Below are 22965 nucleotides of genomic sequence, written 5' to 3'. Positions count from 1 at the left end.
TATTTTTTAATACCCTGTTATACCGTGCAAATTAACCGTTCTGATTCCAATAACTTACAAAATTACTGGTCTGAATCTCTGCGCGTGCTGGAATTGCTTTTGCTGCAGTGCCAATATAAATAATACCCGAGACCAGATCGTCTTTTGAAATTCCTAATGCCTGCTTAAACAGGCCAGATTCGACTACAGCACCACTGCGCCACATGGTCGAGAAACCCTGAACCTGGAGTGATAACAGAAAATTCTGTATGGCGGCACCTGAACTGAGAATCTGTTCAAAATGTGGAACTTTAGGATGATCTTGCAAACGCGTTAAAGCCAGCACCAATAGTGGCGCACGGAATGGATGATTCTTGACCCGTTCAATCTGTGCCGTTTCAGTTTCACCCAGATCGACCAGTGCCTGAGACAACAGCTCCCCAAATGCTTCACGCTGTGCATCAGGTATCACCACAAAGGTGGTGGGTTTCAACCGATGATGATCCGGTGCTGTCAATGCCGCCTGAAAAGCCAGCTCCAGCTGTTCTGCATTCGGTGCCGGTGCCAGCAAATGTCCTATTGATTGACGTTGGTGAATATTTTGATGAACGATGTCGACCACGGATTCCGTCATTGCTTTGTAGATCTATACTTAAAAACTGTTTTCAAGATTAGCATATTCCAGCTGTAATACTCTATAAACTTCACCGCGACTTAGCCGCAAAAATTACTCAAGAACATTACAATATTTTTATTTTAATCAATGAAATACTCAGTTGAATTACTTTTTTAGCATAGAGTCACACTAAAAATTTCCAAACTTATACAACAGCTCCAAATTCTGTGCGCTTTACTATGCTCAAATAAGCTTAATTCTGTTTTCACCCGAGATTTTATCATGAAAAAAACAATTGCGATCAGCGGATTAGCAGCTTCAGTTCTACTTTTAACTGCCTGCGCTTCCAACCCAACCTCACTGGCAATTCAGAAAGAAAATAATCAGTTTGAGGTCACCGGATTAGGTAAAAATCAACTAACTGCTAAAAATAATGCCATTAATGCTGCCAGCAAAACCTGTGGTTCGAAAGCTACTGCGATTATTATCGATGAAAAGACGGGTTATAACGGGGCATTAAAAGGTGTCGTTGATGATCAGACTGGACAAATGATTCAGGCAGCAGCTACCGTTCTCGGGAATATCGCAGGCACCAATACTGGTTTAAACCAGAATGATGACTATCAAACCATTTTGACTTTCCGTTGTCAGGCCAAATAAGTCCAGATCACATGGTCATAAAAAAAACCGCTCTTGAAGAGCGGTTTTTTTAATCTGGATTAGCAATAACCTTCCAGACGAGTTAAAGGCAATTTCTGTCCAATCGCCTTCTCAATTTCTGGTAGATAGAACGCATCATCTTCGGCAAGGAAACTAATACTCACACCACGTGTTCCCGCACGGCCAGTACGTCCAATACGATGTACATAATCATCTGACTGTTCAGGTAAAGTGAAGTTCACCACATGTGAAACACCATCCACATGAATACCACGACCCGCAACATCTGTTGCAATCATAATGTTGTGCTTACCATTTTTGAACTGGTCTAGCATTTTTAGACGCTTGTCTTGAGCAATCTCACCAGACAGCATGACCACCTTATAACCATCACGTTTTAAATGATCATAAAGCTTACGCACCTGATCACGACGGTTGGCGAAAATCATCACCTTTTCAATCGGCTCATCACGCAAGATTTCTTGCAACAGTTTATATTTATCGGCCTTAGCCACCATATACACCCGTTGCTCGACATCGGCATTGGTTTTCTTTTCCGGTTCAATTTCAACTGTGACCGGTTCAAATAACCATTGCTGTGCCAAATTTAGTACATCATAGCTAAATGTTGCAGAGAACATTAAAGTCTGACGTTGCTCCTTACGCGGCGAAAAACGCACAATGCGTTTCACTGAAGGAATAAAGCCCATATCGAGTAGACGATCCGCTTCATCAATGACCAGAAATTCAATCTGATCCAGCCAGACTTCTTTTTGCTCGACAAAATCGATCAAACGACCGGGTGTCGCGACCATAATATCGACAGGTGCTTTATTTAGTTGATTCTTTTGCTTGTCAAAATCTACACCACCCAGCAAAGTCACGACATTGAGACCGGCATATTTGGCCAGATCCTGTGCATCGCTTTCAATTTGCAGTGCCAGTTCACGGGTCGGTGCCAAAATCAGGGCACGCGGTTCACCACGATAACGCTGCTCCTGAATTGGGTTATTTAATAGATCATTCATGATACTAATTAAAAAAGCTGCAGTTTTACCTGTACCTGTCTGTGCGCGGCCAATGGCATCATGTCCTGCCAGCGTGAATTTTAAAACCTTCTGCTGGATAGGCGTCATGGTGGTAAAGCCTAAAGCATCAATCGCTTTTTTTAGATTGGGATGTAAATTTAAGGTTTCAAAACCAGATGACATAAAGCGGTGCTCTACTTGGGTAATCACTAAGATGGGGATAGTATAAACAAAAAACGCCCCAAGTTATATTGGAGCGTTTTCTTTTTAGCTTAATCCGAAGATTAGTCTAATGGTTGAACTTCTTCAGCTTGAAAGCCTTTTTGGCCTTTAACAACACTGAATTCAACGCGTTGACCATCACGAAGTGAACGGTGGCCGTCACCTTGGATAGCACGGAAATGAACAAATACGTCATCACCGCCGTTACGTTGAATAAAGCCGAAGCCTTTAGTATCGTTAAACCACTTAACTACGCCTTGTTCGCGAGCAGCTGTCATAAGTTAATCCTCATTGAAACTAAAAGAAGGACCACCCGGTGTTGCAAACAGCAGAGCAAACAAGTTTGAAAATATTATTTTTAAGCTTGTAATCATTCTGTAAAACTATCAACAAAATCCCGGTTACATCCATTTATGTAATAGGGTGAAAAACAATCACTTTGTTTATTCAAAGTCCCAAATACGCAACGAGCTTAACATGGGTTTATCACAATTAATAGATTTTTTTTAGCATGTTCTGTTTGATTTAGTTATTTTTTTCATGAAAATTGTCAAAAGACTTTATATCTTCTTTTAGATTGTGATCTTTATTAAAGCAGTTTGGTTCCATGCGCTTCTTTGTTACTATTTATTGTCATTTTTTTGCTATATGAATGAAACCCTAATGTCGCAAGATCCAGAGCAATATTGTCTTATCGATGCCATGGGAAAACCCTGCCCGATGCCGCTATTAATGTTAAAACGGGCACTAAAGGCCGGTAATCAGAAAACTTTCTTGCTGAAATCCTCTGATCCACATAGTCAGACGGATATCAGCCGTTATTGCCAGATTCATCAACTCAAGCTTGAATCAAGAAAAATTTCTGATTCAGAGTTTCACTACTTGATTGAATCTTAAAAATTTTCAATTAAACTGTTTATCTTAGTTTCGTATACTTTTTTACATTTCTCTACCCAAATATCCATTATTTGCGGAGAGATTGGATTAAGATAAAACCTATGTTTAGGGTTATCCCGCACTTCAAGGAGAACACATGAGTGACAGCCGCAATCAGTTGATGCCCCTGTCATTATCGGCGCCAGGGGTCAACCTCGGTGCTTATATCAGCACTGTCAATCAGATTCCGATTTTAACGGCCGAACAAGAAAAAGAGTTGGCTGAACGCTATTACTATGACCAGGATTTAGATGCAGCAAAAATGCTGGTCATGTCACATTTGCGTTTTGTGGTGCATATTGCACGCAGTTATGCAGGTTATGGTCTGCCACAAGGCGACCTGATTCAGGAAGGCAACCTGGGTCTGATGAAAGCTGTAAAACGTTTTGACCCGAATATGGGCGTACGTTTGGTGTCATTTGCTGTGCACTGGATTAAGGCGGAAATTCATGAATATGTGATCCGTAACTGGCGTATTGTTAAAATCGCCACCACCAAAGCGCAACGTAAACTGTTTTTTAATCTGCGTAGCCTGAAAAAATCATCGAAAAAGTTGACCCTCGCAGAAGCACAGTCGATTGCCAATGATTTAAATGTCACACCAGAACAAGTTCTGGAGATGGAAGGCCGTTTGACGGCATATGATGCTGCTTTTGATGCTTCCGGCGATGACGATGATGAAGGTTCAACTTATGTTGCACCGGCTTTATATCTTGAAGATAACCGTTATGATCCGGCCCGTCTGATTGAAAATGAGGATTATGAGGAACAAAGTACCTCTGCTCTGCACGAAGCCATGGATCAGCTCGATGATCGTTCACGTAATATCTTGCAGCGCCGCTGGCTAGATGACGAGAAATCAACCCTGCATGAGCTGGCCGCCGAATATAACGTTTCCGCGGAACGTATTCGCCAACTCGAAAAAAATGCCATGGAAAAAATTAAAGTGGCGATGTCCTCCAATTAATACCAAATTCTGTTATTGATTTAATCTGAAAAAGCCTTCTTTGATGAAGGCTTTTTTATGTCCGAATTTTGAATTTATGCTAAGGTTGAGCGCAAACTTTATCAGGAAGATCAATTCAAATGTGGATTGCGATTTCAGCACTCAACTTGGCGCTTGCCGTGATGCTCGGTGCCTTTGGTGCACATGGTTTAAAAGCGCGCGCGACTGAAGCCCAGCTCGGCTGGTGGCAAACGGCAACGGATTATTTTTTCTATCATGCCTTAGGTTTGCTTATTCTGGCCTTGCTCGCGAAAGTCATTCCGACACTCCCGATTCAATGGAGTTTTTGGCTAATTCAGGTCGGTATTTTATTATTTTCTGGTTCACTGTATATCATGGCCTTGGGTTTACCACGTGGATTAGGCGCAATTACGCCAATTGGTGGTGCTTTAATGATTGCAGGATGGTTAATTCTGGCTTGGAATGCTTTAAAATACGCCAGATAAGTCTGAAAATCACTTAATCATGGAGGGTAGCTAGAATGATGATTTATATCAATGGCGAACAACAGGAAACTCACTGCAAGAATCTGCTGGAACTGATTCAGAGTATGGCGCTTGAGGGTAAGCGTTTTGCAGTTGAAGTCAATGAAATGATTATTCCTAAAAGCAGATTAGGCGATACGCCGATTTGCGATACAGACAAAATAGAAATTATTCACGCGGTCGGTGGCGGCTAATACTCGGGACGATTATGCAAGATTTATTACAGATTGGTTCACGCCAATTCCAGTCTCGCCTTTTGGTAGGCACAGGCAAATATAAAGATTTAAATGAAACTCAGCAAGCCATTGAAACCAGTGGCGCAGAGATTGTTACTGTCGCGATTCGTCGGGTCAATATTGGACAGCATCCAGATCAGCCGAATCTGCTGTCAGTCATTCCTCCGGAAAAATATACCATTTTGCCGAATACCGCAGGTTGTTTCGATGCCAATAGTGCCGTTCGCACCTGTATGCTGGCACGCGAACTCCTTGATGGCCATAATCTGGTCAAGCTTGAAGTTTTAGGCGATGAAAAGACCTTATATCCGAATGTGACTGAAACCTTGAAAGCTGCACGTACCTTGATTGACGATGGCTTTGAGATCATGGTCTATACTTCGGATGATCCAATCGTGGCGCAAGAACTGGAAAGCATGGGCTGTGTGGCAATTATGCCTTTGGGCAGCCTGATTGGTTCGGGCTTGGGAATTCTCAATCCACATACCCTGTCGATTATTAAAGAAAATGCCAAAGTGCCTGTACTGGTCGATGCCGGTGTTGGTACTGCAAGTGATGCCGCAATTGCGATGGAACTGGGCTGTGATGGTGTACTGATGAATACGGCGATTGCGGCTGCACAGAATCCGGTACTCATGGCCTCAGCCATGAAAAAAGCAGTCGAAGCTGGCCGTGAAGCTTTTCTGGCCGGCCGTATGCCACGCAAACGTATGGCCAATGCCAGCTCGCCGGAAACTGGTTATTTCTTTAAATAAATCTCATCGTAGTCAAAGGATTGTATGATTCTTTGACTATCATTTAGCTTTTACTCATCCTAAATTATCTATTTTTATAAATCAGCTCGACGGATTCAAGCTTTAATAAAGCATCAGGAAAAAGCAGCTCCCCCTGCAAGCCTGGCAATTCAATCTTGCTCCAGACCAGTTTATTACGTAAAGACAATGGAAGTTTCTCTGCAATAATCGTAGTGCAATAACGATGCGTCTCACCTCTTGATCCTAAAATAAATTGCTCTCCTACCTGCCTTGTCACGGCCCTAGCAATATCTTTTCTTTTATATGGCTCTAAACTGCTTTCTCTATAAACTGCCCACTTTTTTGCTCGTTTTGAGTCAATAAAATCACTGATATCTGATTGAATCACTTGATTTACATGTGAGGGATCATCATCTGTGGTCGCATGCACCACCAAAATATTCGGTTGAGTTTCTGCAATCACGCCAATATGTGAGTATTCACTCCCACTCAGTTTTTTGATTAAAAAACTTTCGTAACCCACCCCTTCCCGAACAATCCAATCACCCACTTGAAATGCGTGCTCGGGCATATAAATCTGTTTATCTTGCTTTATAGTATCTTGGGGGGGAAACCCAATAAAAAGGCAGATTAGAATAACTAATCTGCCCAAAATCAAACTAAACCGATTATAAATCAACTTTCCATTTATCTTCATTTTTGATAAGTTTTACTCGATCTGTTACAGAATTAGAGCCTTCATTTTTAAAGCTGACTCCGATAGTCACCCGTCCTTTTCCATTTGCTTCATCGATATTTTTGTCTACCACACTAATTTCTTTGACTCCGCCTTTACGTTCAGCTTGCTCTTTAGCCTTTGCCGCGCCAGCTTTTATTTTGCCTTGAATCATTTCTTCAGAACCTGCTTGGGCTTTAACATTTTCAGGTATATAAATATAAGAGAGCATTTTTTCTGAATCGCCTTTATAGGCTGCTGTAACATATTCTTGAGCTACATTTTCTGGATTTTTAACACTACTACATGCAACCAGCATTCCCGTTAAACCGAAACTTAATACTAAATTCAGTATTCTCTTCATCTTATTTATTCCAATAGCAATTATTAAATGAAAGTCAAAAAAAAAGCATAATAATTATGCTTTTTTTTAAATTTTATGGAATTAGACCTTCATCTCGCATTGCAATCTGTACAGACTGACGCTCTGCGACTTTATTGCGGATATGAATAATATTCTTATACGGACTTAAATCATGCTCAATATGATTCGACCAATTGGTCAACACAAACAGATAAGCATCGGCTGGGCCAAAGTTATCATCAACCAGATAGTCATTGTCTGATTCAGCAATCGCTTTGTCGATATAACTTAATAGACGATCGACTTCTGCATAGGCTTTTTTCTTTTCATCATCGGATAACTTGCCACCAAAGAACACCGCATAAGCATCATGCAATTCTGAATTGAGATAACCCAGCCATTCCAGAACTTTGGCACGTCCCATACCAGATGGCGGAATCAGATCTTGTTTTGGATCGTGTTGAGCCAGAAAAGGTAAAATGGCTACGTTTTCTGTCAGGATCAGACCAGGATTAATTTCTAAGGCTGGTACATAGCCTTTAGGATTAATTTCGTAATAATCCGTACCTTTCTCTGTTTTATGTGTTTTTAAATCAACACGTTCCAAATCAAAATCGACATTAATTTCATTTAAAATAATATGAGCTGCCAGTGAGCATGCACCCGGCGAATAGTAAAGCTTCATTTCTGATCCTTGTTATACACTTCTCTATGTTTTAAATCGCTTCTGTCAAACTTTCAAGTGATCAAACCTGTAAATTGCAAAAAAGCGTAACTGCCCCTCAGGACATTTACTCATTCAATATTCAGGAAATTAACGGCTTTTTCAAGCCCATCTCTGTAGATTTTTGACCGCATCTGTTTAAGATACCCAGGTTTTCCAAATTTAGATGATATTTCGTGATTAGCCTTAAAAAAGAAGAATGGTTTTCCAATGTCCGGACTGATGTACTCGCAGGTTTGGTGGTTGGACTGGCCTTAATTCCCGAGTCGATCGCCTTCTCTGCAATTGCTGGCGTCGATCCGCAGGTCGGTCTCTATGCTTCGTTTTGTATTGCTGTGACGATTGCTTTTTTTGGCGGCCGCCCTGCCATGATCTCAGCGGCTACGGGTGCGATGGCACTGCTGATGATTACGCTGGTAAAAGACCATGGACTGCAATATCTGCTGGTAGCGACTATTCTGACCGGAATTATTCAGGTCATTGCCGGTTATTTTAAAGTGGCCAAGTTGATGCGCTTTGTTTCGCAAGCTGTGGTGTATGGATTTTTGAATGCATTGGCAATTCTGATTTTTGTCGCACAGCTTCCCGAGATGCAAAAAATGGATGGGATGGGCTATCTGTTTATTGCCATGGGTCTGGCGATTATCTATCTATTTCCTTATCTGCCTAAAATTGGTAAAGCCATTCCTTCTCCGCTAATTTGCATCATCGTGCTGAGTGGACTGGCGCTGTTCTTGGGTACAGATATGCGAACCGTGAGTGATCTGGGGCAATTTCCGGACACCTTACCAGTGTTCCTGCTGCCGGAGATTCCGCTCAATCTGGAAACCCTACAAATTGTACTGCCTTATTCATTGACGCTGGCGACTGTCGGTTTGCTGGAAAGCATGATGACCACGACTGTAATTGATGAAGTCACCGGAACTGAAGGTGACCGTCATCAGGAATGTCGTGGTCAGGGTATGGCCAATATTGTCAGTGGTTTTATGGGTGGCATGGCCGGTTGTGCCATGATCGGTCAATCGATTATTAATGTGTCTTCCGGTGCACGAACCCGTTTATCGACGCTGATTGCCGGTGTATTTTTGCTGTGCCTGGTGGTGTTTCTGAAAGACTGGCTGGCTTATATTCCGATGGCGGCTTTGGTGGCGATTATGGTGATGGTCGCCTTTACCACTTTCCAGTGGGGTTCAGTCAAACAATTCAATAAACATCCGCTGGAATTTAATGTGGTTATGATTGCGGTGGTGCTGGTGGTTTTAGCCACCCATAATCTGGCACTGGGTGTATTTGTTGGCGTGCTACTTTCTGCCCTGTTCTTTATTAATAAACTGGAAAGAACCGTGCATGTATCTACCCATTTAAATTCAGCTCACTCCCGCAGCTATATTATTTCCGGACAGATTTTTTTCAGTAGTTCAGAAAAATTCTATCAGTTCTTTGACTTTAAAGAAAAGCTTGCACATGTCGAGCTGGATCTGACCCATGCACATATCTGGGATGTGACTTCAGTCAATATGCTGAATAACGTCATCCAGAAATTTAAAGCTCAAGGTATAGAGGTGACCGTGATTGGTTTAAATGAAGCCAGCAGCACCTTGATTGACCGTTTTAGGAGCTGAGGCATGATGATTAATAAAAGAGCCTCGCTTGGCTCTTTTATTGTATCTGGGAGATCTTGCCGATTTTTATGGAGAAATACCGAGAAAAGTTTGACTTGCTCGGCTCAGGACTTAAAATACCGCATTCTGAATTTTTAGATTTGCCAAAGTTATGTCGAACGATCAATTAGACCAGCAAGTCGTGGAGCTGGACAATTTAAGCGAGCACCGTGAAATCGTGACGTTTATGCGCCGCTCAATGCCGCTGAACACCTCTCAACGTACTGCGCTTGAACAATATGGTCACTTAATTTTGGAATATCCGGTGGGCGATTTACGTCAACACTTTGAACATCCTGAGCGTCCTTTAACGGTAGAAATCGGTTTTGGTATGGGCCGTTCTCTGGTGCTGATGGCCAAGGCCAATCCCGAGCGTAACTTTGTCGGGATTGAAGTTCATGTACCAGGCATTGCGCAGTGTATCTATGAAGCAGGTATGGCCGGCGTAACCAACTTACGTGTACTGGATGCTGATGCGATTCAAGTGCTGCGTGAAATGCCGGACAATAGTATCAATACGGTTCAGCTTTACTTCCCTGATCCATGGCAGAAAAAACGTCATTTTAAACGCCGTTTTGTTTCACATGAACGTATGCCACTGGTTGAGCAAAAGCTGGATCTGGGCGGCACCTTCCATGCTGCAACAGATTGGGAACCATATGCAGAATGGATGCTTGAAGTTTTGGAAGAACGTCCACGTCTGGAAAACCTCGCAGGTAAAGGCAACAGCTATCCTCGTCCTGACTGGCGTCCACAAACCAAGTTTGAGCGTCGCGGCATTGAAGCCGGTCACAAGATTAATGACTTTATCTTCAAGAAAATTTCTTAATCTAAGACTCACAAAAGCGCTGATTATTCAGCGCTTTTTTATAGAGAAAATTTGTCTTTGAACCCTGCTCTGTAGATAAATCATTAGCTTCTTCATTTCTGATGACGCGTGAGAATCTGCTGGCTCAACAACTGATAGACATTTTGTAAATCTGCTCGCTGCCGATTCGCCAGCATCTGCTGATGCATATTTAGGATATTTTGATCACCACGCATGGCGGGGCCAGTCTGCATTTGCCTTGGATCATTTTCGGTAGCTTTATGGGCAGTTTCTAGTATTAAGGGATACAGCAGACTGAAATCGACCTGCTCAGCATCTACAATCTGTTTGGCCATATCATAACAATAATTACTGAAATTACAGGCAAATACTGCGGCCAGATGCAAACTTAAGCGTTGTTCAGAGCTATAGTGATAGACTCTATTGCTTAGGCTATTCGCTAGATCATGCAGTTTTTCTTGATCTTCAGCATTATCCGCTTCAATAAATAAAGGCGTATTCGACCAGTCGATGTCACGTTCCAGACTAAAAGTCTGTAAAGGGTAAAATACACCTGAACGTGGGTGAACATCCTGCAAAACGTTTAAGTGGGTACTGCCAGAAGTATGTACGATCAACACATCAGGAAGATAGGCATGTACCTGCTCGATGACAGATCGAATGAATTGGTCACTGACGGCAATGATTAAAAGATCAATTTCGGAATGCAGTAATTCAGGAGCGTTGATCGCCTGAGCCTTAAATTTAGATGCCAGCTGTTCTGCCTTGGCAAAACTGCGGCTATAGATTTGTACAAGCTCATGCTGTCCATTTAAGCCTTGGGCAAGATGAAAGGCAACTCGACCTGCCCCAATAATACTAATCCGCATCTGCTGATCTTCCTGAATAATTGCGCACAGCATGCCAATAAAAAAAGGACGAAGCAATTCGTCCTTTTGTGTAAATCAGATTTTAAAATTTACGTAAGGTTAAAATCTGCTCACTGCGACCAAAAGGCCCATGAAGATCATGTAAAATTCCACTGGTTAAACCAATGCCATCTTCACCATATTGCTGTAGCACTTCTAGTCCTAGCCATGTGCCTTTAGGTAAACGATGCAAATGAATCTGCAAATCCAGATTTGGGAAACCCCATCCCGCATTTGGATCCTGACGCGGCACCACGCCATTGGCTGTATCCACCATTCCCATCAAACGGCTAAAGTCGCTGGTCGTCTGACCTTCTACCATTTCCAGGGCATTGGATAACCAGACAATACCTTTGCCCGCACGATGATCGACATGGGCACGGGTATTAATACTTTGAATATAACCACCTGGCCAGCAGCGCATCCCTTCCCACACCGGCAGGTCTTCAGGGTGCTGAACCGGAAAATCTTCCAGACCGGCGATCGCACGGGTATCCGAAGTCATCATTTTCCAGGCACGTGCCACAATACAGGTTTTCCCGTTGGCACACATTTCTGCTTCAATAAGCTCGATGGTTTTACCCGGACGAATCATGCGCGTAGTAATGGAAAATTCACCAAAAGCAATCAGTCCAAAGATATCCAGACTCACCCGGCCAATGCGCATCTCTGCACGTGGCTGAAACTGTTCCAGTTCTGCACAAATAATGCCAGTCGCGGGCGCCATATGCTGCTCATGCGGATTCCATGCACCTTGCGCATGAATATTAGATTCATAATAAGCAGTGCTGCTGCCATCGGCATGCTGTTCGCGGTTGATGAAACGATAGTAGGCTGACATTGTTTTTACACTTCCTTGAATCTTATATTTAAATTTCTAGTTAACTGTTTCAGTTAGCTATGCTTATTTCTGTATAAAAAAAGCATAATAATTCATGATTTGACAGTAAATTTTGCTATGTTTAAATCCGACTTTGGTTAAAAGCGCTGCTAAATCTTGGGCAGAGATTAAATGAAAATCCTGCTGTAACCGTTCAATCATTTTTTCGCTTTGTTGAATACTGAGTCCTGTCTGCTGTGCCATTTTTTGCAAGATTTTTAATTCAGTTTTATTTTCAGGTTGCATCAAGTCATAGGTTAACAGGATTCCATCGGTCTTAAGACTATCGGATATATCCTGAAAAAATTCAGTTTTATTTTCTGATGGAATAAAATGTGCCACCAAAATTGCTAGAGCCGCATCAAACTGATTATCTTGATTTAAGCTTTGTGTATCTGTCTGAATAAAACGAATCCGCTGCGATTCTAGGCCTAACCCAATATTTTTCTGCGCCTGTTCCAGCATAGTCGCCGATGGATCAATTGCAGTAAATATCCAGTTTGGGTGGCGTTGCAACAGATAAGATAGCTCATAGCCTGTCCCGCAACCAACGACCAATATATGGGCAATTTCGGGTAAATGAGTGGTTAGGATGGCATCAATTTGCTGATGTACCAGTTCATAGCCGGGAATCAGTTTACGGATGTGCTCATCATAATTAGCGACGACGAGTTCACTATGAAAGTTTTTTGCCATATTTTCACTTTACCTCACACCATTCAACAGACTAAAGAGCATTCGGTTTATCAGTTATTACAATATTGATAAAGATTCCATCTAAAGGTTTTAAATTTTCGACCATTATCCTAAATCTAATCACATGACAGGCGACATGAATGTCGCCATTTTGCTGAAGGGACATGGATGTCCCTTCAGCAAAATAAAGGGCTTTTGTTTACTTTTAGCCCATCGAAAGTCAAAGCATGGCCTACACGTTAAAATTAAAATCTTTCTTTCTAAGTGAGGCTGTGCAGATCTTTCGCTTTTTCTTAATAGTTTCTCTTCAACTTTTTTTAATGATAAAAAAGTTGAAGAATTCACCAATCTCAAAAACTAAACAATACTTAAGCTATTTCCTTTAAGTTCAACTCTTCACGCATAAATTCACGTAATTTAAACTTCTGCGCCTTACCGGAAGCTGTCATCGGGAACTCATGGAAGAAACGCACATAGCGCGGCACTTTATTGTGTGAGATATGCTCGGCACAATACTGGCGAATAGTTTCTTCAGTACACGGATCGTTTTCATGCAAAATGATGCAGGCACAGAGTTCTTCACCATACTTATGATCTGGCACACCAATCACCTGAACATCTGAAACCGCAGGATGGGTATAAAGGAAGTCTTCAATTTCTTTGGGGAACAGGTTTTCACCGCCACGAATGACGACATCCTTGATTCGCCCCTTGATTTTGACAAAGCCTTCATCATCCATTTCAGCAATATCACCCGTATGCATCCAGCGCGCATTATCAATTACTTCTGCAGTTTTATCCTGATCTTCCCAATAACCGAGCATCACCGAATAACCACGCACACAGAGTTCACCGAGTTGTCCGCGCGGCACCACCTTGCCATCTTCATCGACAATTTTCACTTCCAGATGCGGATGTACCCGGCCGACTGTCGTAACACGCTGTTCAATGGAGTCTGCGGTAGAGCTTTGCGCACTGACCGGTGCGGTTTCAGTCATGCCATAGCAAATGGTGATATCTGACATATGCATCCGCTCAATCACACGCTGCATGATTTCCTGTGGACATGGACTGCCGGCCATAATGCCGGTACGTAAACTGCTCAGATCAAATTCATCAAACTGTTCATGCTCAAGAATGGCAATAAACATGGTCGGCACCCCATAAGCCGCGGTACATTTTTCCTGCTGAATGGCTTTCAAGGTTTCCAGCGGATTAAATACAGCTGATGGATAGATCATGGCAGAACCATGCGTAATACAGGCCAGATTACCCATCACCATACCAAAGCAGTGAAATAAAGGAACTGAAATACAGACGCGGTCTTCTGGACCTAAATGAATCGCTTCACCGACAAAGTACCCGTTATTTAAAATATTATTATGGGTCAGCATGGTGCCTTTCGGATTACCCGTAGTGCCCGAAGTAAACTGGATATTAATCGTTTCATCGAACTGCAATTCACTGGAGATCTGTTGCAGTTGTTCCAGCTCTTGGGCGCTTGGCGAGCTTAGTAAATCCTGAAAACGGTGGATACCGGTATGCTGCTGATCATCAATTTTAATCACATGCTTTAAATGCGGCAAGCGCTCTGCATTGAGGAATTTACTTTCAGTCTGCATCAGCTCAGGTGCAATTTTAGTCAGAATTTCCTGATAGTCAGTGGTTTTAAACTGCGCTGCAATCACCAGTCCCTTACAGGAGACCTTGTTTAAGACATATTCCAGTTCATTACTTTTATAAGCTGGATTCAAGTTCACCAGAATAATTCCCGCCTTAAATGCAGCAAACTGGGTAATGGTCCATTCCACACAGTTCGGCGACCAGATGGCCAGACGGTCACCTTTTTTCAGGCCCAGTTTTTGCAAACTACAGGCAAAAGCATTCACTTGCTGCTGCAACTGCTGATAGCTCAGACGCACATTCTGGTGCAAGCTGACGATTGCATCAGAATGTGCATACTGTTCGCATGCCTGATCAAATTTTTCGCCAATTGTCATGCCCAATAAGGGTTGGCTGCTTGTTCCGTAGGCATAGCTTAACCGTACTTGTGTCATTGAATCGATCTCCTTGATTCTTTGTAATTCTGATTTTCAACTCTATTAATTGTTTTTGACCACGACAACCCTGTCTTCCTGCCTGTTTTTTGTGTTTTATGCTCCTGCTACTCCCTCCTGTCGACGTACTGCGTTGACACAAAAATCGGCAATCTGTTTGACAAAGTGATCCTTATAATTTTGATCAAACCTGATATTCCGAGATGGATTCAAAGGTTCAATTACCACAAAGGTCATGGAACCAACCACACCCAGTGCTGCGGTATTTAAATCTTCAAATTCAAACTCGCCATTGACTTTTCCTTCAGCCAAAATTTCCTTAATGCTTTGCTTGATTAGCTGTTTACTGTGAAAACGCTCATGTTCCATTTCCGGATCGACCGGTTCGAACATCAGCGAATACGCCAACTGTGGGCTGTTCATGGCTCGCTTCACAAAAGTTGTAACAGATTTTTGCAATTTCTGTTTTGGCGATAAATCCGAGGCAGCAATGTGATTTAAAATCTCAATCTCAAGCCGAATTGCTTCTGACAAAACCTGAATCAAAATCTGATTCTTGTTTTCGAAATATCGATATACCAAGCCTGTAGAAACGCCTGCACGTTCTGCAATCGCCTGAATCGACGCCTCTTTAAAGCCCCCTTGAGTAATCAGCTCACGAGCAGATTGCAAGATCGCCAAGCGATTTTGCTCCATTCGTTCCTGCATCAATGATGATCTTTTATAACTCATAAAATTAATCTCAACAAGATAAAATGAATTGTAAATCATTTTGTGAATATTGATTCACTTTTTTAAATTTTCGATGTATGTTAAATAACAAGCACAACAAAAATGCTTTTTTGGATACAACAAATAGAACCACAGGATGGATGAAGAATGAATTTACAAAGCTTGGATTTCGGTTTGGACGAAACACTTATTGCACTTCGTGATTCAGTGGCTGCATTTTGCGCCAAGGAAATTGCTCCAATTGCTCAACAAGTGGACCGTGACAATGAATTCCCTGCTCACCTTTGGAAAAAATTTGGCGAGATGGGCCTGCTCGGTCTGACGGTCAGTGAGGAATATGGCGGTTCAAATTTCGGTTATCTGGCGCACATCATTGCCATGCAGGAAATTTCCCGTGCTTCAGCATCGATTGGTTTGTCCTATGGCGCACATTCTAACCTATGTGTAAACCAGATTAAGCGTAATGGCAGCGAAGAACAAAAGCAGCGCTATCTGCCCAAACTGGTATCTGGTGATTATGTCGGTGCCTTGGCCATGTCCGAACCCAATGCCGGATCCGATGTGGTCAGCATGAAACTCAAAGCGGAAGACAAAGGTGATCATTACCTGCTGAATGGTTCGAAAATGTGGATCACCAATGGCGGCGATGCCGATGTACTGGTGGTCTACGCAAAAACCGATTTACAAGCCGGTGCCAAAGGCATGACCGCTTTTCTGGTTGAAAAAAATATGCCGGGGTTTAGTCACGGTACGCACCTAGACAAACTCGGCATGCGTGGCTCAAACACTTATCCACTATTTTTTGACAATGTCGCAGTGCCAAAAGAAAACGTGCTCGGCGGTGTCGGCAATGGCACCAAAGTGCTGATGAGCGGTCTGGACTATGAACGTGCTGTTTTAAGTGCAGGCCCACTCGGCATTATGGATGCCTGTATGGATACCGTGATTCCGTATATTCATGATCGTAAACAGTTTGGTCAGGCGCTGGGTGAATTCCAGTTGATGCAGGGCAAAATTGCTGACATGTATTCCACCTGGCTGGCCTGTAAAGCCCTGGTCTATGCAGTTGGCGCAGAATGTGACAAGGCAGAGCATAGCCGTAGCCTGCGTAAAGATGCCGCCAGTGCGATTTTATATGCAGCTGAAAAAGCCACCTGGATGGCGGGCGAAACCATTCAAACCTTGGGTGGCAACGGTTATATCAACGAGTTTGCTGCGGGACGTCTATGGCGCGATGCCAAACTGTATGAAATTGGCGCAGGCACCTCAGAAATTCGCCGCATGCTGATTGGCCGCGAACTGTTTAATGAAACTGCCTAAAAAATAAATCACAAGAATAGACAAGGATGTTCGGCATGAATCAATTAAAGAGCAAAATTAATATTCGCAGCGACGAATTTAAAAACAACCAGACGGCGATGCAAAATCTGGTCGAAGACCTGAAACAGAAAGTCCAAAAAATTGCCTTGGGTGGGGGTGAAACTGCCCGTCAAAAACATTTGGATCGCGGTAAATTACTAGCCAGAGAACGTATTGATCATCTGATTGATCCTGGCACGGCATTTATTGAAATTGGACAACTGGCTGCCTATCAGGTCTATCAGGACGATGTGCCTGCTGCGGGCGTGGTCGCTGGCGTTGGTCAGGTCAATGGCGTAACCTGCATGATCATTGCCAATGATGCGACTGTTAAAGGGGGCACTTATTATCCACTGACCGTAAAAAAACATTTGCGTGCTCAGGAAATTGCCGAGCAGAATCATTTGACCTGTATTTATCTGGTCGATTCTGGCGGTGCCTATTTGCCGCTACAAGATGAAGTCTTCCCGGATCGTGATCACTTCGGACGTATTTTCTATAATCAGGCGCGTATGTCGAGCCAAGGCATTGCCCAGATTGCCGTGGTAATGGGCAGTTGTACGGCGGGTGGTGCCTATGTGCCTGCCATGTCGGATGAAACTATTATTGTACGCAATCAGGGAACCATTTTCCTCGGTGGCCCGCCACTGGTCAAAGCTGCAACCGGTGAAGTTGTTTCCAGTGAAGACCTTGGTGGTGGTGATGTGCATACCCGCCTCTCCGGTGTAGCCGATCATCTGGCTGAAAATGACCAGCATGCCCTGGAAATTGCCCGCAATATTGTGGCCAATTTAAATAAAAAACCAAATCCGTTGCCTGAACATGTGGAAGCGCCTTTGTTTGATGCTTCAGAGCTATACGGTATCGTGCCAACAGATTCGCGTAAACCTTTTGATGTCCGTGAAGTGATTGCCCGGATTGTCGATGGTTCGCGTTTTGATGAATTCAAGGCTCGATTTGGTACTACCTTGATTACCGGATTTGCCAGCCTATACGGTATGCCAGTCGGGATTATTGCCAATAACGGCATTCTGTTTTCCGAGTCAGCACAAAAAGGTGCACATTTTATTGAGCTGTGCTGTCAGCGCAATATTCCCCTGCTATTTATCCAGAATATCACTGGCTTTATGGTTGGCCGCCAGTATGAAAATGAAGGCATTGCCAAAAATGGCGCCAAACTGGTGATGGCTGTGGCCAATGCCAATGTGCCTAAACTGACCATGGTGATTGGCGGCTCATTTGGTGCCGGCAACTATGGTATGTGTGGCCGCGCGTATTCACCACGCTTTATGTGGACTTGGCCAAACTCACGTATTTCAGTGATGGGCGGTGAACAGGCCTCCAGCGTATTGTCGACCTTAAAACGTGATCAGATTGAAGTCAAAGGCGCTAACTGGTCTGCGGAAGAAGAAGATCAGTTTAAACAGCCAATTCGTGATCAGTACGAACGCCAAGGTCATCCTTATTATGCCTCTGCACGTTTATGGGATGACGGTGTCATTGACCCTGCCCAATCTCGTGAAGTGTTAGGTCTTAGTTTAGCTGCGGCACTGAATGCGCCAATCCAGCCGACCAAGTTTGGCGTGTTCCGCATGTAAGAGGTGAAAAAAATGACATATCAATTTTTACAGCTCGAACAGCAAAATCAAGTGGCAACTGTCTGGATTAATCGCGCTGAACTGCACAATGCCTTTAATACTCAGGTCATTGAAGAATTGTATCGCTGCTTCCAATCTTTAAATAGCCGTGATGATGTACGTGTGGTGATTCTGGCAGGGCGCGGCAAAAGCTTTTCGGCTGGTGCCGATCTGAACTGGATGAAACAGGCCGGTCAGGCTTCTCAAGCAGACAACGAAGCAGATGCATTAAAACTGGCGAAAATGCTGCAAAGCCTAGCGACTTTAAAGCAGCCAACCATCGCCCGGGTGCATGGCATTGCTTTTGGCGGTGGTATGGGTCTGGCATCAGCTTGTGATATTTGCGTGGCCAGTACCGATGCCAAGTTTGCGACGTCGGAAGTACGCCTAGGTCTGGCGCCTTCGACCATCAGCCCGTATGTGATTCGTGCGATTGGTGCGCGTCAGGCTTCACGTTACTTCCTGACTGCCGAGCGAATTTCTGCGGAACAGGCCAAAACCATTGGACTGGCGCATGAAGTCACTCCACCGGAACAGCTCGACAGCAAAATTGATGAAATTGTTGAAGCCCTGTTACTCGGTGGCCCTGCTGCACAAAATTCCTCAAAACAACTGATTCAACTGGTCGACCAACAGGTTTTGACCGAAGATTTACTGCTCAAGACTGCACAGCATATTGCCTATATTCGCCAGGGAGATGAGGCGAAAAATGGACTAAATGCATTTTTAAACAAACAAAGCCCGGCCTGGATCAAGACCACGGCATAACAACAAGAAGGATGCTACGATGTTTGAAAAGATTTTAATTGCCAACCGTGGTGAAATTGCCTGCCGTGTGATTCGTACAGCAAAAAAACTCGGTATTGCCACCGTTGCCGTATACTCCGATGCCGATGCACAGGCACAGCATGTCAAACTGGCGGATGAAGCGATCTATATTGGTGAATCTCCAGCAGCACAAAGCTATTTACAGATCGAACGTATTATTCAGGCGGCCAAAAACACCGGTGCGCAAGCAATTCACCCAGGTTATGGCTTTTTGTCGGAAAATGACCAGTTTGCCCTGGCCTGTCAGGACAATAATATTGTCTTTATTGGCCCGCCTGTCGATGCCATTTTGGCGATGGGTCTCAAAGCCACCTCTAAAGCGTTGATGGAAAAAGCTGGTGTGCCTTTAACCCCGGGCTATCACGGTAGCAATCAGGATGCCGACTTTCTGAAACAGCAGGCCGACAGCATTGGCTATCCGGTACTGATCAAGGCCAGTGCTGGCGGTGGCGGTAAAGGCATGCGTCTAGTGGAACGCAGCGAAGATTTCCTGAGTTCACTGGCTTCATGTAAAAGCGAAGCACGTTCAAGTTTTGGCAATGAAGACGTTCTGATTGAACGCTATGTAATTCAGCCACGTCATATTGAAGTGCAGGTGTTTGGTGATACGCATGGCAATTATGTGCATCTGTTCGAACGCGATTGCTCGGTACAGCGTCGCCATCAGAAAGTGTTGGAAGAAGCGCCTGCACCGAAAATGCCGGAAGACAAACTGGAGGCGATGCGTCAGGCGGCAATCGATGCTGCGCGTGCAGTAAATTATGTCGGTGCCGGTACAGTCGAGTTTATCGTGGAGCAAGACGGCACAGCTTACTTCATGGAAATGAACACCCGTCTTCAGGTTGAACATCCTGTCACTGAAATGATTACCGGACAGGATCTGGTGGAATGGCAACTGCGCGTGGCCTTTGGTGAACCTTTACCGAAGCAGCAGCATGAATTGCAGATTCATGGACATGCACTCGAAGCCCGTGTTTATGCCGAAGAACCGGAAAAAGGCTTTATTCCTGCGATTGGTCAGATCAGCTACCTGCATTATCCGGAGCAAAATGACCATGTCCGCGTTGATAGTGGCATTGTCGAAGGCGATGAAATCAGCACCTATTATGATCCGATGATTGCCAAACTGATTGTCTGGGGTAAAAATCGTGAAGCAGCCTTGACCCAAATGCATCATGCACTGGGTCAGTTCCATGTCGATGGTCTGGGTAACAATATCGCTTTTCTAGATCGCTTGGTGCTGTGTGACTCTTTTAAAAATGCACATTTAGATACTGGCCTGATTCAGCGTGAAGAAGAATCTCTGCTCAAACCTTCTGCGGATATCAGTGTCGAACTGGTAGTTAGTGCCGCACTGATTGAACTTCTGTCACGTCAGGCACAGAATCCCGTTCCAAGCAATCCGGTATGGCAGCAAAAAGCATTCTGGCGCCTAAACCAGCAAAATAGCCATACAGTGCAATTACAACGCAATGGCATCAGCCTGAAAATTCAGTTCAGTACCCAGGATCAAGGTTTTGTTGCCAGCTATAACGGTCAGCAGATTGAGATTCAAGGAAAACTCGTCGAGGCCCATACTTTAGCGTTACAACTGGCGGGCAAACAGCAAAAGCTGGCTTTTAGCCAGACTGAGCAAGGCATTACCCTGTTCCAGAATGGTCAAAGTTATAAGTTCAATTACCTGAAGTCTGATTTTAATAATCAGGATGAGCAAGGCACGGAAAATAATCTGATCGCACCAATGCCAGGTGTCATTACCCAGGTGCTGGTCGCAGCCAATGACAAAGTCAAGAAAGATGATGTGCTGATGACGCTGGAAGCCATGAAAATCGAATATTCGATTCGTGCACCACATGACGGCATCATCGCCAGTTCCTATTTCCAGAAAGGTGATCAGGTCAAGGCCGGTGATGAGCTGGTCGAGTTCCAGCCGCTGGCGGAGGAAGTGGCATGACGGATTTCGTTAAAATTGTCGAAGTCGGGCCACGCGATGGCCTGCAAAATGAAAAAACACCACTGACAATGGATGACCGGAAAAACCTGATTCTGGACCTGATGAAAACCGGTTTACAGGCGATTGAAGTCGGCTCCTGCGTTTCCGCGAAATGGGTCCCGCAAATGGCCGACAGCGATGTGCTGTTTGCCGGATTGCCCAAAGACCCAAAGATTCAGTTCAGTTTGCTGACGCCGAACCTGAAAGGTTTTGAATCTGCCTTGGCCGTGGGTTGCAAGGAAGTGGCGGTGTTTACCGCTGCGTCTGAAAGCTTTACCCGCAAAAACATCAACTGCTCGATTGATGAAAGCCTGGAAAAGTTTGCCGATGTCATGGCCGCTGCCCAAGCCCATGATATCAAGGTACGTGGTTATGTCTCCTGCATGGTGGACTGCCCCTATGAAGGTGCGATTGATCCGAAGCAGGTGGTCAAAGTCACCCAGCGTTTGCTGGAGATGGGCTGCTACGAAGTGTCATTGGGTGAAACCATTGGTACAGCAACACCGGATCGGGTGAAAAATGTCTGGGAGGCCTGCTTGGCTGAAATCGATACCAAGGTTCTGGCGGGACATTTTCATAATACCTATGGCATGGCCATCGCCAATATTTATCAGTCTTTACTGCAAGGCATTCGCGTATTTGATTCATCCATTGCTGGCCTAGGTGGCTGCCCTTATGCCAAAGGCGCTTCAGGCAATGTTTCAACTGAAGACCTGTATTACCTGCTCTCCAAGATGGGCTTTGAAACCGGTATTCAGCTGGATGCCTTGATGCAGGCCAGCCGTAATATCAGTGACGTCTTGCAGCGCAACAATCCATCCAATTATGCCAATGCCTATTGGCAAAAAGCCTGTGCTTGAAAATAAACTTGCTTGAGCAAAATGACCTTAAGCAAGCCATAAGGATATAAGCAGCAGATTGAAGTCTGCTACAACAATAATAGAGGTGACAAGATGTCAAACAAGGTTTATGACAGCGCTCAATCCGCCTTAAAGGATGTGGTGCAAGATGGTCATACTCTGGCCGTTGGTGGTTTTGGTTTATGCGGTATCCCGGAAGCTTTGATCGCAGCTTTAAAAGAAACAGGTACTAAGCAACTAACCTGTATTTCCAACAATGCCGGCGTAGACGGCTTCGGTCTCGGACTCTTGCTGGAAACAAAACAGATTAAAAAAATGATTTCATCTTATGTCGGTGAAAACAAGGAATTTGAACGTCAATATTTAAATGGCGAACTGGAAGTTGAACTGACCCCACAGGGTACACTGGCAGAAAAATTACGTGCTGGCGGTGCCGGTATTCCGGCTTTCTATACGGCGACGGGTGTCGGAACCGTGATCGCTGAAGGTAAGGATGTCCGTGAATTTAATGGCAAGTCTTACATTCTGGAAGAATCTTTAACTGCCGATGTCGCCTTGGTTAAAGCCTATAAGGCCGATAAAGCCGGCAATCTGATTTTCCGCAAAACTGCGCAGAACTTTAATCCGGTCTGTGCCATGGCGGGTAAAGTTACCATTGCTGAAGTTGAAGAAATTGTCGAGATCGGTGCGCTGGATCCGGATGACATCCATCTTCCGGGCATTTATGTGAACCGGATAGTCCTGAATACTCAACCGGAAAAACGTATTGAACAGATGACCTTAAAGGCGGAGGCTTGAT

General features: G+C 44.1%; 25 protein-coding genes. 14 read left to right on the top strand and 11 right to left on the bottom strand.

The genetic code is table 11. The annotated features are described in order from the left end of the window. Positions 1-31: 31 nt before the first annotated feature. On the bottom strand, positions 32-613 hold the full coding sequence (locus FTT73_RS09655; RefSeq protein WP_074382970.1) for a nitroreductase family protein: 582 nt from the start codon (positions 611-613) through the stop codon (positions 32-34). Positions 614-877: 264 nt separating this feature from the next. On the opposite strand from FTT73_RS09655, the gene FTT73_RS09650 reads away from it, so the two are divergent. Next, positions 878-1255 (top strand): hypothetical protein, encoded by a 378-nt coding sequence (locus FTT73_RS09650; RefSeq protein WP_005096572.1) that lies wholly within the window; start codon positions 878-880, stop codon positions 1253-1255. A gap of 59 nt (positions 1256-1314) precedes the next feature. Here FTT73_RS09650 and rhlB read toward each other — a convergent pair whose 3' ends face one another. Next, entirely contained in the window at positions 1315-2466 is a 1152-nt protein-coding gene (rhlB, locus tag FTT73_RS09645) for an ATP-dependent RNA helicase RhlB (protein ID WP_005096570.1), read from the bottom strand. Positions 2467-2567: 101 nt separating this feature from the next. Then, entirely contained in the window at positions 2568-2783 is a 216-nt protein-coding gene (locus FTT73_RS09640; protein ID WP_004280099.1) for a cold-shock protein, read from the bottom strand. 385 nt (positions 2784-3168) lie between these two features. On the opposite strand from FTT73_RS09640, the gene FTT73_RS09635 reads away from it, so the two are divergent. The 5 genes from FTT73_RS09635 (at position 3169) to FTT73_RS09615 (ending at position 5923) form a co-directional block, all read left to right on the top strand. Continuing rightward, positions 3169-3402 carry a sulfurtransferase TusA family protein gene (locus tag FTT73_RS09635; protein WP_227523968.1) on the top strand — a complete coding sequence of 78 codons (234 nt, stop codon included), beginning with the start codon at positions 3169-3171 and terminating at the stop codon, positions 3400-3402. A gap of 136 nt (positions 3403-3538) precedes the next feature. Beyond that, positions 3539-4408, top strand: a complete 870-nt coding sequence (gene rpoH, locus FTT73_RS09630) for an RNA polymerase sigma factor RpoH (protein WP_005096567.1) — start codon at positions 3539-3541, stop codon at positions 4406-4408. A gap of 119 nt (positions 4409-4527) precedes the next feature. Further along, the gene (locus tag FTT73_RS09625) at positions 4528-4893 is read left to right on the top strand and encodes a DUF423 domain-containing protein (RefSeq protein ID WP_005096565.1); all 366 of its coding nucleotides are present in this window, start codon (positions 4528-4530) and stop codon (positions 4891-4893) included. A 35-nt stretch (positions 4894-4928) separates the two neighbouring features. After that, entirely contained in the window at positions 4929-5126 is a 198-nt protein-coding gene (gene thiS / locus FTT73_RS09620) for a sulfur carrier protein ThiS (protein WP_004280105.1), read from the top strand. A gap of 14 nt (positions 5127-5140) precedes the next feature. Next, positions 5141-5923, top strand: a complete 783-nt coding sequence (locus FTT73_RS09615; protein WP_005096562.1) for a thiazole synthase — start codon at positions 5141-5143, stop codon at positions 5921-5923. Positions 5924-5987: 64 nt separating this feature from the next. On the opposite strand, the gene FTT73_RS09610 is transcribed toward FTT73_RS09615, so the two are convergent. From FTT73_RS09610 to FTT73_RS09600, 3 genes are all read right to left on the bottom strand, one after another. Continuing rightward, the gene (locus FTT73_RS09610) at positions 5988-6473 is read right to left on the bottom strand and encodes a YiiX/YebB-like N1pC/P60 family cysteine hydrolase (RefSeq protein WP_180039377.1); all 486 of its coding nucleotides are present in this window, start codon (positions 6471-6473) and stop codon (positions 5988-5990) included. Between the two features lie 118 nt (positions 6474-6591). Further along, positions 6592-7002 (bottom strand): DUF4878 domain-containing protein, encoded by a 411-nt coding sequence (locus tag FTT73_RS09605; RefSeq protein ID WP_100329791.1) that lies wholly within the window; start codon positions 7000-7002, stop codon positions 6592-6594. Positions 7003-7075: 73 nt separating this feature from the next. Beyond that, on the bottom strand, positions 7076-7687 hold the full coding sequence (locus FTT73_RS09600; RefSeq protein WP_005171574.1) for a glutathione binding-like protein: 612 nt from the start codon (positions 7685-7687) through the stop codon (positions 7076-7078). A gap of 215 nt (positions 7688-7902) precedes the next feature. Here FTT73_RS09600 and FTT73_RS09595 point away from each other — a divergent pair, with 215 nt between their 5' ends. Both FTT73_RS09595 and trmB read left to right on the top strand, forming a co-directional pair. Continuing rightward, a complete protein-coding gene (locus tag FTT73_RS09595) occupies positions 7903-9348 on the top strand; it encodes a SulP family inorganic anion transporter (RefSeq protein WP_159137935.1) in 1446 nt (481 codons plus the stop codon). 151 nt (positions 9349-9499) lie between these two features. Beyond that, positions 9500-10216 carry a tRNA (guanosine(46)-N7)-methyltransferase TrmB gene (gene trmB, locus FTT73_RS09590; RefSeq protein WP_180083119.1) on the top strand — a complete coding sequence of 239 codons (717 nt, stop codon included), beginning with the start codon at positions 9500-9502 and terminating at the stop codon, positions 10214-10216. 92 nt (positions 10217-10308) lie between these two features. Here the strand turns inward: trmB and FTT73_RS09585 are convergent, their stop codons facing one another. From FTT73_RS09585 to FTT73_RS09565, 5 genes are all read right to left on the bottom strand, one after another. Beyond that, on the bottom strand, positions 10309-11085 hold the full coding sequence (locus FTT73_RS09585) for a Rossmann-like and DUF2520 domain-containing protein (RefSeq protein WP_159138064.1): 777 nt from the start codon (positions 11083-11085) through the stop codon (positions 10309-10311). A gap of 82 nt (positions 11086-11167) precedes the next feature. Beyond that, entirely contained in the window at positions 11168-11965 is a 798-nt protein-coding gene (locus FTT73_RS09580; protein ID WP_005096553.1) for a thioesterase family protein, read from the bottom strand. A 63-nt stretch (positions 11966-12028) separates the two neighbouring features. Then, entirely contained in the window at positions 12029-12700 is a 672-nt protein-coding gene (locus FTT73_RS09575; protein ID WP_005096551.1) for a class I SAM-dependent methyltransferase, read from the bottom strand. Positions 12701-13068: 368 nt separating this feature from the next. Then, complete coding sequence (locus tag FTT73_RS09570) at positions 13069-14757, bottom strand: AMP-binding protein (protein ID WP_180077329.1); 1689 nt, start codon at positions 14755-14757, stop codon at positions 13069-13071. Positions 14758-14853: 96 nt separating this feature from the next. Next, positions 14854-15489, bottom strand: coding sequence for a TetR/AcrR family transcriptional regulator (locus FTT73_RS09565; protein ID WP_035337915.1), 636 nt, complete (start codon positions 15487-15489; stop codon positions 14854-14856). Between the two features lie 147 nt (positions 15490-15636). On the opposite strand from FTT73_RS09565, the gene FTT73_RS09560 reads away from it, so the two are divergent. The 6 genes from FTT73_RS09560 (at position 15637) to FTT73_RS09535 (ending at position 22964) form a co-directional block, all read left to right on the top strand. Continuing rightward, positions 15637-16809, top strand: coding sequence for an isovaleryl-CoA dehydrogenase (locus FTT73_RS09560; protein WP_005096545.1), 1173 nt, complete (start codon positions 15637-15639; stop codon positions 16807-16809). Positions 16810-16844: 35 nt separating this feature from the next. Beyond that, positions 16845-18446 carry a carboxyl transferase domain-containing protein gene (locus tag FTT73_RS09555; RefSeq protein WP_100535526.1) on the top strand — a complete coding sequence of 534 codons (1602 nt, stop codon included), beginning with the start codon at positions 16845-16847 and terminating at the stop codon, positions 18444-18446. A gap of 12 nt (positions 18447-18458) precedes the next feature. After that, complete coding sequence (locus FTT73_RS09550; RefSeq protein ID WP_005096542.1) at positions 18459-19253, top strand: enoyl-CoA hydratase/isomerase family protein; 795 nt, start codon at positions 18459-18461, stop codon at positions 19251-19253. 19 nt (positions 19254-19272) lie between these two features. Beyond that, positions 19273-21267, top strand: coding sequence for an acetyl/propionyl/methylcrotonyl-CoA carboxylase subunit alpha (locus tag FTT73_RS09545; RefSeq protein ID WP_180191353.1), 1995 nt, complete (start codon positions 19273-19275; stop codon positions 21265-21267). Then, positions 21264-22166 (top strand): hydroxymethylglutaryl-CoA lyase, encoded by a 903-nt coding sequence (locus FTT73_RS09540; protein ID WP_180077323.1) that lies wholly within the window; start codon positions 21264-21266, stop codon positions 22164-22166. The genes FTT73_RS09545 and FTT73_RS09540 overlap by 4 nt, the downstream gene beginning before the upstream one ends. 93 nt (positions 22167-22259) lie before the next feature. Then, complete coding sequence (locus FTT73_RS09535) at positions 22260-22964, top strand: CoA transferase subunit A (RefSeq protein WP_180077321.1); 705 nt, start codon at positions 22260-22262, stop codon at positions 22962-22964. Position 22965: the final 1 nt, after the last annotated feature.

This window comes from Acinetobacter sp. YH01006, assembly GCF_013420445.1.
Classification (GTDB): Bacteria; Pseudomonadota; Gammaproteobacteria; order Pseudomonadales; family Moraxellaceae; genus Acinetobacter; species Acinetobacter pseudolwoffii.
The sequence above is the reverse complement of the archived record's forward strand: the minus strand, read 5'-3'. Positions and strand labels throughout refer to the sequence as shown.